We start from the raw sequence: 12,776 nt of genomic DNA, 5'->3' as shown, positions 1-12,776 counted from the left end.
CAATAAAGAGTTGTTTGAACTCGTCTGTATACGTAATTCCTTTCGTAGATACGGATTTCACATATGGGTTTGCAGAAAGCTGCTTCACTTCGCCTACGGTAAAAGTTTTTTTACTCATTGTTGTATCTCCATTCCGGTCTCTTTGGTGGCATACATAAAAAATACCCCATAGAGAGACTTTTTTAAAGTGTCTACTCTATAGGGTACAGTTTAAAGCACGGAAGTCTTTTTTAGCATGTTAGTTTTGAGCGTATATTTACGTGTAAATGGACTCGGAATGAATATAAATTGACGCTTAAATGTTACTTTATAGGTTAGCTCAATGGATCAAGGCCAAGGCGCTTACCTATGTTAATTATTAATAGGATTACCAAGATTAAGTCGGTGTAATTCTTCAGTACCCTCACTTAGTGCACTCTCATAATACGAGCATTTATGGTCAATTACTTCCATCGTCTTCTGTAGTTCTTTGATCTGTGCCTCTACAATCGCTTTTCGCTCCTTGAACATGTCGTATCTTTTTTGCAGAGTGGAGTCTCCTTCAAAGCACCAGGTAATAAAATCTTTGATATCTTTGATCGGCATGCCCGTCGTTTTCAAGCACTGAATGACTTTTAGAAAATCAACATCCGATTGCTTGAATAACCGTGTTCCACTCGGAGTTCGTTCAACAAAAGGCATGAGTCCTTCTTTATCATAGTAACGCAAAGTATACACAGTTAGATCTAATTTTTCGGCAACTTCGCTAATTGAATATGTCATGATCGTTATGTTCCTTTCAACTAGGTATCTTACTTTAAACTAACTATAGGATTATCCGGAATACTACCATGTTGCTCAATCAGATGTCAAAGTTAGAATGAAATAAAAAAAGTATTTGACCTAGAGTTAACTGTAGGGGGTAGTATGATGCTGTATTCGAAATTAATAGGAGGTTTTTACATTGATTATAGCTAAAGCGAGAGCAGTTGACGGACCAGACCAACAATTTCGAAGTGCCGAAATTAAACGACGGGATCTTGATACCAGTGACGTACTGATCGAGATTAAATATGCTGGCATTTGTCATTCCGATATTCATACTGCACACGGTGATTGGGGGCCAGTAAACTATCCACTCGTGCCTGGACACGAGATTGCTGGCGTTGTAACGGATGTAGGTACGGGTGTATCCAAATATAAAGTGGGTGACCGGGTAGGCGTTGGCTGCATGGTAGACTCATGTGGTGAGTGTGACAATTGCCGCAAAGGTGAAGAGCAATACTGTCTCAAAGGAAATATTCCTACCTATGCTGGGGTAGACAAATATGGTGAGCCTACGCAAGGGGGTTATTCTACACATATCGTTGTAACAGAGGATTTCGTTGTTCGAATCCCTGATAACATTGCACTTGATGCCGCTGCACCATTGCTGTGCGCAGGGATTACGACGTATTCACCACTACATCATTGGGGAGCTGGCCCAGGCAAAAAAGTAGCGGTTGTAGGTATGGGTGGACTTGGTCATATGGCAGTTAAAATTGCACATGCGATGGGTGCAGAAGTAACCGTTCTATCTCAAACGTTGAGTAAAAAGGAAGATGGTTTGCAATTTGGTGCAGCCCATTATTATGCGACAAGTGAACCAGAAACGTTCCAAACACTTGCTGCAAGCTTTGATCTGATCATTAACACAGTGAGTGCTAGCATCGACATTAATGCATATATTTCTCTCCTCACATTGGATGGTACACTTGTAAACGTAGGAGCTCCTGCAGAGCCACTACCGGTTCAAGCATTTTCTCTCATTGGTCACCGCCGTTCGTTCGCGGGTTCAATGATTGGTGGTATTCGCGAGACACAAGAAATGCTCGATTTCTGTGCAGAACATAATATCGCTCCCAACATTGAAGTGATCTCAGCTGACCAGATTGATGAAGCTTACAAACGTGTACTGGCTTCAGACGTAAAATATCGTTTTGTTATTGATACGAGCACGATTTAACAGAATGCATTCGATAATAACGACATAATCGTCGTTGATTAACGCGCGTATATAAGCAAGTAATAGAGCAGGTATACTAAAAAGCAGATAACCTTCGGGGTTCCTGCTTTTTTGCTCTCTTTGCATGTACAAGTATGTATCTATGTTTGCAATCAGGGACTGTGCATCAGGTTGTTTAGTTGATTAAGACATGGATTATACTAAAAGCAAGCAGTGATGATGCGTTTTGATTAAAAGATAATTAGAAACTCCGTATTCATGATAGAATGGATTGGAGTAAAAGGGGGAGGAAGATGATGGAGGCTTTTGCAGAATATTTAGCAAGCATTGATAACCCGGAGCATAAGGAACGAACCGAAGAGGTTTTGAAATGGATTATTGAGAAATTCCCAAGTTTGAAACCCAAAATTGCGTGGAATCAGCCGATGTTTACCGACCATGAGACCTTTATTATCGGTTTTAGTGTGTCGAAGCAGCATTTGGCTGTTGCTCCCGAGAAAGTAGTCATTGATCAGTTCTCAGAAGAGATTGTTCAGGCGGGTTATGAGCATACCAATCAGCTCATTCGCATGAAGTGGAAACAACCGATTGATTTTTCGTTGCTTGAAAGAATCATTGAGTTCAACATTGAAGATAAAGCAGATTGCACTACTTTTTGGCGTAAATAGTCAGAGAGGTTAGAGAATTCTGCACAAATCAACCTCATGGAGTAAATAAAACGCGCACCGATGATCCATCGGTGCGCGTTGGTAGCTTGTTGCTCGTTTCATTTACTCCGCAGTTGAGGTAAGAAGGTTGTTAACTTTTGATGTAACTTTTAATAGATAGTTAGGCTTTGACTGGTGAAGGATACGTTTGTTCTTTCGTAACATGTTTAGGCGTCTTCCAGCGTGGCAGTCTTAACGTGAACTTACTTCCATCAGGTGTGCTTGAAGCGAGAGACAGCTCACCGTTTTGGGCGTTGGCCAGCAGTCTGCTGTAGGTCAGACCGAGACCCAAACCACGATTTCTACGTTTTTTGATCTCTCCGCGATAGAAACGTTCAAATATTTTCGGTTGATCAGCTTCGGATATCCCCGTTCCATAATCCTGTACATCAATGAATAGATGGTCTTCTTCTGCCCGCAGTTCAATATTGAATTTGGCTGTTTGACCCGAAGGAGTAGCTTGAAGCCCATTATTCAGTAAATTAACGATAATTTGCTGAATTCGCAGGGTGTCACCTATGGTGTATAGTGGGCCAGCAGGCGCATGTAGTTCAACCTCAGGTGTCTTATCTTCGTACGCAATCTTCCACTGATAGATGATCTCGCCAACTAATAATTGCAGATCTGTTCGTTCCTTACGGACAGCCACGCTTCCGGCAGACATGGCATTGTAATCAAGTAGATCTGCAATCATCCGCTCCATACGTTCCGATTCCTTCAAAGCGATATCCAAAAATTCTTTTCCTTCCTGGGGACTGACTACGTCGTCGCGTACCGCCATAACGAGTCCTTTGATAGAAGTGACAGGTGTCTTCAGTTCGTGGCTCACCCCTGCCAATGAGAGCGTACGCCATTCCTCAAGTTGTCTTAGACGTGTCGCCATATCTCGGAAAGAACTCACGAGTTCAGTGATCTCACGCTCCCGTGTATTGATATCGAGACTCACGTCGTAATTGCCACCACGAATTTGTTCAGCCGCATAAGCAACTTGCCGAATAGGTCGGGACAACTTATTAGATAGCAGATAGATCGTAAACCATCCACATAGAATTAAGCCTCCCAGAATTAAAAGAACAAGCCACATCGTCTCTGGACCGAATGTAAGAGATTGCTTCGATTGCATTACCCATACTTTTCCAAGGGATTGATCGCCTTCATTAATACTGACGGTTACTCCTGCATATTTGTTGTTTCTTGGTTCACGAAAGTCGTCAGACAGTCGATAAAATACCTCTTCTTGTGTCATTTTAGGCTGAGAAAAGATCAATTGATTGTTGTTATCCAACACCATGACACAGAAATAATGATCTGTATTAAATAGTTTCTCCCTCTTCGTTACCATGGTGTCTAGATCGGGTGGTACATGAAGCTTATTATTGTCAATGGTCACTCGATCGGCAATCTCCAGCCCTAATAACTCTGCAGTTTTGAGACTTTTCTCAATAGAGGTTGTACGAATCCAATAAAGTGCGCCTGCTACAATAATGGTGAAACCGATGCATAAGATTAGAAAATAACGAAGTGTCCAGTGGGACAAAATGGATGTTGAACGTCTCGGTTCGTTCCGTCTCAGTTTGCGATCCAAAATTGATACCCCATTCCTCGCAACGTCCGAATTTCTCCAGTCTCTGGCAACCAGTGAGAAAGTGCCTGACGTAGTCGCTTAATTGATAAATCTACAGCACGATCACTGCCATCGTAGTCCATGCCCCATACTTGTTCGATCAGATGATCTCTTGTAAATGTACGATTCGGATACTCAGATAGAAATATAAGTAATGATAGGTCACGTGGCGTGAGTGCAACCTCAGCGCCATTAAGCAATACCTGCTTGGCAGCGAGGTCAATGACGAGATTGCCGTAACAACGTTTATCTTCGCCACCCGAAGTATAATGAGGGTTCCGTCGCAGCACAGCATTAACTCTGGCAACGACCTCTTCGGGTACAAAGGGTTTGCTCATATAATCGTCAGCACCGGCATTTAATCCGTTGAGACGATCTCGAATGTCATCCAGTGCGGTTAGCATGATCACAGGACAAGCACTTTTTTCACGAATAATGCGCAGCAGATCCCATCCGTCCATTCCAGGCAGCATTACATCAAGTAATACAAGGGAAGGATTCACGGAATCGAAAAGGGTAAGTGCAGTGGGGCCATCTGCTGCATGATGCACCTCGAACTCTGCTTTTCTCAGATAAGCAGCCAGTACACGGGCAATGGCTTGTTCATCTTCGACGATGAGTATGGATTTCAAGAAAAGCGGTCTCCTTTCAATTCGAAGCTTGTGTACTGATTTTACATGAGCAAGAGTATAATGCCAATCCTGTATTAGAGGATTCGAAAAAAATGGGTACATGTTCTTGTTTGACTTCTTCCTGACACATTGGGCTGATATGATCCATATCAACAAGTAACCTAACCAATAATGTACTGGAGGAAAAATAAATGAACAAGAAGACAAAAACATGGATTATTACAGGGGTAGCCGTAGTGGCTATTATCGGGGGTGGAGGATACTATCTCACCAATAGTTACCTCGGCAATAACGTCGAAATCGAGCAAGTGCTTCCCGCGAGTACAGCAACATCAACCACGGCAGTAGATAGCACAGGAACACCTGTAGCGAATGATGTCGTTGGCGCAGAGCAATTGAATGGAGACTGGAACATCAGCGAAGGCTCAAAAGTATATTTCTCTGTAACAACATCACAGGAAACCGTCAACTTTGTGGACGAGCAGGTATCTGGTACATGGACAATTAATGTAGATGATGCTTCTCAGATGAAAGCAGAAGGACAGATTGAAATGGACGGTATTGACTCTGGTAATGGTCAACGTGACGGACATGTGAAGCAAGCGGACTTCTTCGATATTGCTACATACCCTCAAGCAACGTTTACAGCTACTTCATTTGAAGGTTTACCTGCAGAGTGGCCAGTGGGGCAGACGGTTGATGTGAAAATGAATGGAACATTGACTGTAAAAGGTGTTGAAAAAGAAGTTACTTTTGATGCAAAAGCTGCGTATGACAATGATCAGGTATTGTTGTCTGCCACTTCAATGGTAACGTTTGAAGACTTTGGTATGGAAAACCCTCACTCCGTTGTGCTCTCAACAGAGAATGACATTAAGCTACAGTTGGAGTTGAAACTCACGAAATAAGAAAAGCATCAATGGCACTAAAGCGAATCTGTTCTGTTCTACCTCAGGGTAGCGGAACAGATTTTTTTGCTGTCTATTATTTTAACGAGGTGACCAGGATGTTTGGAACCAGTCATGATACACAATTTGTTTAAATAACTGCTGTTTCCTTTGGATTATACCGTGTTGTTTAATCATCTGAAGCGCTTACAATAAAAAAGGTTAAACGCATTCATTGATCGATTGATAACGATAAAAAGGGGGAGATCAAGAGTGAACAAGAGGTACATAAGTGGCTGCCTTGTATTGCTAATGTTATTTTGCGAGCTAGGCTTGTTGGTTCAGCCGGCAGAAGCGGCATCGAAGGTTAATGTAGCATTGAATAAAGAGGTAACTGTAAAATCAGAATATCTGGAGTATGGGAGTAATAAAAACCATCTGGTGGATGGTAAACTGGATACACATTGGAGCGCAAAAGAAGCAGCTACGGAAGTGGCTCCACAATGGATTCAGATTGATCTTGATGGGGAATTCCGCGTAAACGGGGCAGAGATTGTATTGAAAGAACAAAAGAAAATCCATCTTAATGTTGAGGTTTCACTGGATGGGGACAATTGGGAGCAAGTAGCCACTCATAAAGAGGATACAACAGAGCAACAGCTCCATTTTGAATTCCAGACCGATCTAATTCGATATGTAAGGGTTACCATCCCATTTTATGATCAACCGGGGGCATGGCCAATGCTTTCCGAGATTCGTATTTTTGGACAACAAGAAGGACGTGAGCCCGAAAATATTACAGCATATGATACCGTGAATATCACGACAATCATTGGTGGTGCGCCTGTCTTACCTACCGAGATTCGAGCACAGTATGGTGCGGATCAATCAGGTCATGTAGCTGTAGTTTGGGATCATATTGATCCTGAACAATATAAGTCGGCTAACACATTCAGTGTAAACGGTCATGTGGAAGGTGCGACAATTCAACCCACCGCTTCGGTAACGGTACAAGGATATCAAGATGATTTTATCAGAGGTGTCGATATCTCCACGTTAACGGCAATTGAAGACAAACAGGGTAAATTTCTCGACAGTAACGGTACAGAAAGGGACTTACTAGATATTCTTAAAGACCGTGGTGTGAATTATGTCCGTATTCGCTTGTGGAATGATCCACAAAAATCAGGAGGCTATAACGATAAAGAAGATGTCCTCCGTTTAGCCAAGCGAGTGAAAGAAAAGGGTATGAAAATCCTGCTCGATTTCCATTATTCGGATGAGTGGGCGCATCCGGGTCAGCAGCTACGTCCCAAAGCATGGGAAGACCTCTCCTTCGATCAGTTGAAACAGGCTGTATACGATTATACGTATGAGGTTGTTGGTGAAATGAAGGAAGAAGGTGCCATGCCAGACATGGTGCAGATTGGTAACGAGATTAACAGCGGTGTACTTAATGGATATGTGAGTACAGTGAATCAGACGGAAAATGTGGCTCTGCTACAGCGTGGTGTTGATGCTGTACGTGACCTCGAAGGAGATCAGCACGTTCAGATTATGATCCATCTCGCTGAAGGTGGACAAGCGGATATGTTCGATACCTACTTCGGTGAATTGGAGAAAGGGAACCTGGATTATGATGTTATCGGTCTCTCTTATTATCCGTTCTGGCACGGTACGTTCGCAGATGTACAGGAAACGATGAACCGAGTATCCCAGAATTACAAAAAAGATGTTGTTATTGCTGAAACATCGTATCCATTTTCCTTCAAAAATGGTGATGCCCATGGCAATATTATCGGTGGCCCGGACAAATTAAATGTCGGAGGTGCGACATTCCCAGCAACAGTGCAAGGTCAATATGACGCTATTGCTGGCATTATGGATTTAATTGCTGAAGTGCCGGAAGGACGTGGGGCTGGGTTCTTCTATTGGGAGCCAGCATGGATTCCTGCTGGGGTAGGCTGGATCGCTTCCGAAGGGGATGCATGGGAAAATCAAGCGATGTTCGACTACGATGAATTCCCCGGGAACGGCGGATACTCCCTAGAAGGACGTGCATTGCCATCCCTTGATGTGTATAAACGCGGAATGCAGAATGCTCCTGCGGATCGTCAGCATTTAGCTGCTGCAATTACACGTGCACAAGGTTTGGTAGCCAAAGATTTCGAAGAACAGAGCTGGCATTTGCTCGCGCCGGCGATTGAAGCTGCTAAGTCTGTATACCGTAAGGCATATACATCAGCAGGTGTAACGCAAGAAGAGACTAATACTGCAATCGAGTCTCTTAAACAAGTCATGAATTCAATGGAAGTAATCCCTGCGAATCGAGCGTTGCTCGAAGCTAAGGTAACCGAAGCGCAGACATACAAGGAATCGGATTGGTCAGCAGTCACATGGGGAATTGTTACTAAGGCACTTGCACATGCGACTCAGGTTCTATCAGATCCTAGAGCGACCCAGACTGATGTGGATGCAGCGGAGAAACGTTTACATGATGCCATTAGCGGTCTATCTGATGTGGACAAAGCCAAATTAACGTTGCTGATTGGTGAGATGCAGCAGCAGAATGCCTCATCGTATACCCATCGAAGCTGGCAGATGCTAATGGATGCGTTACAGGCTGCAATCGTTGTGAGAGATAAGCAAAGTGCAGTACAAGCCGAAGTTAATCAAGCTTTGGAAGCACTGCAGTTAGCTAATGAAGGTCTTGTTCGTCTGCAAGCTCTAGCAACCCATAAGACAGCGACGGCTTCCTCAAGTGCCGGACAAGGTGGAGGTCAGGCGAATTCACCAGCAGGAGCGATTGATGGCAATACAACGACGTCATGGGGAACTGATCAGAGCGTAGATAGCTGGTGGGAAGTAGACCTGGGTGAGGTTGCGTCTGTCCGCACGATTGAAATGTCGATGTGGAGTGGTGGCATTAAGTATAAGATTGAGGTCTCCAAAGACCGTAACGAATATGTAAAAGTCGTGGACACAACAAGTGATGTTATTGTTTCAACAGGGCCAAGACACGTTCTCCCTGATCAGACACAAGCGCGTTATATTAAGGTTACGATAACAGCGGGACCAGAATGGGTAGGGTTCATGGATTTTGAAACATATGGTACGTTCCCAGCGGATAAATCTGCTCTTGAAACAACCGTGAATTCAGTAGCCAAACTGCAACAAAATGATTATACATTAGCAAGCTGGAATGAGTTCAGCAAGGCGCTTGTTCACGCGAAGTCTATTATCCAAGATGAAGAAGCGTCCGTGCAAGATGTTAGCGCTGCTAATGAAGAGTTAAAGGCTGCGATGCATAAACTCGAACGGCAAGACTCAACGCCTGGCTCTGGGCAGCCTTCGCAGCCGACTCAACCATCACAGCCAAGTGAGCCATCACAACCGTCACAATCATCTAATTCAGGATCAGCCTCATCAACGGGAAATTCCAATGGTGTGACACCGTCTGACACAAATAGTCGACCTGAGAAAGGCGCGGTTACTGTAGAGGGTATCTTAACAGGTAATGGACACTATGCAATTCGTCCGACTGCACAGCAATTAAACGAAGCGATTCAATCGATGGGTGCAGGAGAACAGCGGTTAAAGCTCATTGCTAATCTACCTGACAACTCCAAAGCTGTATCGTTTCAATTAAACACGAATCAACTTGCAGAATGGGTGCGTTCGCAGACGATTAAGTCACTAGATCTAATTGTAGGGCAGACATCAATTCGCATTCCACTGAAATCTATTCCGTTACAAGATGAACAAACTGCCGGAACCTTTGATGTTGAGGTATCTGAGGGATCAAGCCTAGCTTTAACAGAATCACAAAAAGCAACCATCGGTAACCGATCCATCCTTAACGTCAATGTATTGATAAATGGGGAGCCAATGGTCTGGACAGATAGACTGATTGAAGTTGTCATGGCCAATGAAGGCGAGCTTCAAGGAAGTGATACTGTTCGAATTGTACAATCGATCTCGTCGAATGGTGAGATGAAGCCGGTAACGTACTCTATCACGAATGACAAGAACGAAACCATCGCGTTCAAGCCTACACAATCCGGAAGCTTCGTTATTACTGAAGTTCAAGTTCCGTTAAACGATTTGCATAATCATCAATGGGCGAAACCAGAGGTGCAGAATCTCTATGGTAAAGGGATTATCAAAGGCATGAATGCCACGAGCTTTGTTCCAGACGGTAATCTGACACGTGCTCAATTTTTGCAAATGATTATTAAAGGAATGGGAGATTTACGCCTGCCAGAAGCAAGTGTGCAGACTCCAACAGATGTGAAGCAAGGTCAATGGTATGCTGATGCGGTGCGAATCGGTGTGCAGATGAATATTATCCAAGGCCGAGCAGATGGAACCTTTGGCGCGAATGAGCCTGTTTCCAGAGAAGATATGGCGGTTATGCTGAATCGTGCGTTACAATCTTTGAAGCAAGAAACGGATACAGCAGCTCCTACGGCGCAAGAAGGGAATGCATTTGAAGATCATTCAGCCATTGCTGGGTATGCAAGAGAAGCTGTAGCGTCAATGCAGCAACTTGGACTATTAAATGGCATGTCAGACGGCACGTTTGCGCCTAAACAAACGGCTAATCGCGCACAAGGTGCTGTTGCAGTCGCGAGATTGATGGAACAGCTGTATGCAGAATAATAACATGTAAGAAGGAGAGATCGGGTCATAAGACTCGATCTTTTTTTGTACAGAAAATTGTTCTCTATCTCTTTCATGATGTACCTTCATATATCGAAAAAAAAAGAAATTAAAATTCATTATTGTCATATTGACATTAACGAATTTGTTTGTTATCATTTCGATAATATCATTATGACTTTATTGGAAATGGGGAATGAACCATGTTCGGATTTCGATTTGTAAAATTTCAGCCAAGTGAATATGTGATGAAAGTGAAGAACGGTCAGGTACAGCGTCAAGGCGTAGGTTTATCCTTCACCTATTATGAACCGACCACTTCGGTTGTCGTTTTACCTGTATCGTCTGTCGAAGTGCCTTTCATGTTCGAAGAAATAACTGCAGATTATCAGACCGTAACGGTTCAGGGGCAACTTAGCTACCGTATTGTGGACTACATGAAAATTACACAAAGCTTGAATTATACGTATAACTTACGGAAAAATCAGTACATCTCAGATGATCCTGGTAAGCTTGATCAACGTGTAATCACGATTGCCAAAGTCTTGACCAAGAAGCATCTGGAACAAATGCCATTGAAGGAAGCCATTCAATCCAGCGAACGGCTTGTAACGAGTATGAAACGTGAGGTTGCACAGAGCCAAGAACTGGAGAAGCTGGGCGTAGAGCTGATGAGTTTATCGATTCTGGCGATTTTGCCTAACAAAGAAACGATGCGTGCGCTGGAAGCGCAGGCTCGGGAAGAAATTTTGCGTCAGGCTGATGAAGCATTATATGTGCGCCGTAATGCGTCCATCGAGCAGGAGCGTAAGGTGAAGGAAAACGAACTGAATACGGAAATCGCAGTTGAATCCAAAAAGCGGCAAATTCGAGAAACGCAATTGCAGGCAGAACGCTCCATCAAACAAAAGCAAAATGAGATGGAGCAGGAGCAGCTCCAATTCAATACAGCGATGGAGGAACGAAAACAACAGCTGATTGAGCTGACGATTGCCAATCGGAATGCAGAAGCAGATGCCAAAGCTTATGAGATGGCAGCTGTGATGAAGTCGTTGCAGGATGTAGAACCGACCGTTCTGCAGGCCATGGCGAATATGGGGATGAATTCGGATAAACTCATTGCAATTGCATTCCAGGAACTGGCGGAGAATGCAGGTAAGATCGGACAACTGAATATCTCACCTGATTTACTGCAAGGTTTGATGTCTAACTCGAATAGAGAGCAAGGGGGGAGAGGGCGATGAGACGATCAGCAACTGAAAAGTCAGCATCCATGCCAGTGACGGAAGAGCATCGACTAACGGAACACAAACTTGTTTTGATTAAACGACGAACACGGCTGGAGGAGTTGATCGTTCGTTATAATACGGTGCAGCAGGCACAGTTCTATATTGAACGGCTAGGAGCAGACTTTAATGATTATATTGCAGAGGATGCTTGTTATCGGGAATCCGTAAAGCAAGCGCAACAAATTCTTGGTTCGCTCGGAAGAGTTCAAACGATAGATCGGGAGCATGTGCCCAATTTTATATTTGGTAAACAGGATATTATCGTTGTTGTTGGTCAGGACGGTCTTGTTGCAAATACACTTAAATATGTATCAGAACAGCCGCTTATTGGGGTTAACCCTGATCCCATGCGCTGGGATGGGGTGTTGCTTCCTTTTACAGTAGAGGATCTGCGCTTTATTATTCCTGATGTGATGCGTAGACGGCGTTCACTGAAAGAAGTTACGATTGCCAAAGTTGAACTGAATGATGGTCAGTATCTCTACGGGGTCAACGATCTGTTTATTGGTCGAAAGACACATGTGTCTGCTCGTTACGAAGTGCAATTTGGTTCAGCCGTAGAACGGCAATCCTCTAGTGGTGTGATCGTATCCACAGGGATGGGCTCTACGGGCTGGTTCAAAAGTGTGCTGGCAGGTGCGACTGGCATTGTAAACTCGGAGGCTTGGCAACATATGAACATAAACGATGAATTAACGACAATGGATAGGGGACAAAAAAGGATGGAGCATTTTGGTTGGGACGCACCCTACCTTTACTTCACTGTGCGCGAGCCATTCCCTAGCCGTACAACAGCTGCCAATGTTGTGTTTGGACAGATCCATGCGAACCAACCCTTACGGATGGTATCCCAGATGCCAGAAGATGGAGTGATATTCAGCGATGGGGTTGAACAGGATTTTCTTGAATTTAATTCAGGTGTGGAGGCGACCATTAATCTTGCAGATAAACGAGGGCAGTTAGTCGTATAATGTCTCAATTTTATATACCT

General features: G+C 43.8%; 9 protein-coding genes. 6 read left to right on the top strand and 3 right to left on the bottom strand.

Annotated features, from left to right (window positions below; all coding sequences use genetic code 11):
- Positions 1 to 351: 351 nt before the first annotated feature.
- Positions 352 to 765, bottom strand: coding sequence for a MerR family transcriptional regulator (locus tag J2T19_RS05820; protein ID WP_307214055.1), 414 nt, complete (start codon positions 763 to 765; stop codon positions 352 to 354).
- 178 nt (positions 766 to 943) lie between these two features.
- Between J2T19_RS05820 and J2T19_RS05815 the strand changes: the two genes are divergently transcribed.
- Positions 944 to 1,984, top strand: coding sequence for an NAD(P)-dependent alcohol dehydrogenase (locus J2T19_RS05815; RefSeq protein WP_307214014.1), 1,041 nt, complete (start codon positions 944 to 946; stop codon positions 1,982 to 1,984).
- A gap of 296 nt (positions 1,985 to 2,280) precedes the next feature.
- Positions 2,281 to 2,652, top strand: coding sequence for an iron chaperone (locus tag J2T19_RS05810; protein WP_307214054.1), 372 nt, complete (start codon positions 2,281 to 2,283; stop codon positions 2,650 to 2,652).
- Between the two features lie 160 nt (positions 2,653 to 2,812).
- Here the strand turns inward: J2T19_RS05810 and J2T19_RS05805 are convergent, their stop codons facing one another.
- Both J2T19_RS05805 and J2T19_RS05800 read right to left on the bottom strand, forming a co-directional pair.
- Positions 2,813 to 4,276, bottom strand: coding sequence for a HAMP domain-containing sensor histidine kinase (locus tag J2T19_RS05805; protein ID WP_307214012.1), 1,464 nt, complete (start codon positions 4,274 to 4,276; stop codon positions 2,813 to 2,815).
- Positions 4,261 to 4,947, bottom strand: a complete 687-nt coding sequence (locus tag J2T19_RS05800) for a response regulator transcription factor (RefSeq protein WP_239287057.1) — start codon at positions 4,945 to 4,947, stop codon at positions 4,261 to 4,263. Before J2T19_RS05800 ends, J2T19_RS05805 begins: the two co-directional genes overlap by 16 nt.
- A 191-nt stretch (positions 4,948 to 5,138) precedes the next feature.
- On the opposite strand from J2T19_RS05800, the gene J2T19_RS05795 reads away from it, so the two are divergent.
- From J2T19_RS05795 to J2T19_RS05780, 4 genes are all read left to right on the top strand, one after another.
- Complete coding sequence (locus J2T19_RS05795) at positions 5,139 to 5,855, top strand: YceI family protein (RefSeq protein ID WP_307214009.1); 717 nt, start codon at positions 5,139 to 5,141, stop codon at positions 5,853 to 5,855.
- 252 nt (positions 5,856 to 6,107) lie between these two features.
- A complete protein-coding gene (locus J2T19_RS05790; RefSeq protein WP_307214007.1) occupies positions 6,108 to 10,496 on the top strand; it encodes a glycosyl hydrolase 53 family protein in 4,389 nt (1,462 codons plus the stop codon).
- Between the two features lie 203 nt (positions 10,497 to 10,699).
- Complete coding sequence (locus J2T19_RS05785) at positions 10,700 to 11,740, top strand: SPFH domain-containing protein (protein WP_239287054.1); 1,041 nt, start codon at positions 10,700 to 10,702, stop codon at positions 11,738 to 11,740.
- Entirely contained in the window at positions 11,737 to 12,756 is a 1,020-nt protein-coding gene (locus J2T19_RS05780) for a diacylglycerol kinase catalytic domain-containing protein (RefSeq protein WP_307214004.1), read from the top strand. Before J2T19_RS05785 ends, J2T19_RS05780 begins: the two co-directional genes overlap by 4 nt.
- Positions 12,757 to 12,776 lie beyond the last annotated feature (20 nt).

This window comes from Paenibacillus tundrae (genome assembly GCF_030812775.1).
Classification (GTDB): Bacteria; Bacillota; Bacilli; order Paenibacillales; family Paenibacillaceae; genus Paenibacillus; species Paenibacillus tundrae_A.
Note: the sequence above shows the minus strand (reverse complement) of the source record. Positions and strands in the feature narration are given on the sequence as shown.

What these genes read in the sequence shown, in the direction of transcription:
- J2T19_RS05785 (WP_239287054.1), top strand. Translation starts at nt 10,700, where the DNA reads ATGTTCGGATTTCGATTTGTAAAATTTCAGCCAAGTGAATATGTGATG.
- J2T19_RS05810 (WP_307214054.1), top strand. Translation starts at nt 2,281, where the DNA reads ATGGAGGCTTTTGCAGAATATTTAGCAAGCATTGATAACCCGGAGCAT.
- J2T19_RS05795 (WP_307214009.1), top strand. Translation starts at nt 5,139, where the DNA reads ATGAACAAGAAGACAAAAACATGGATTATTACAGGGGTAGCCGTAGTG.
- J2T19_RS05780 (WP_307214004.1), top strand. Translation starts at nt 11,737, where the DNA reads ATGAGACGATCAGCAACTGAAAAGTCAGCATCCATGCCAGTGACGGAA.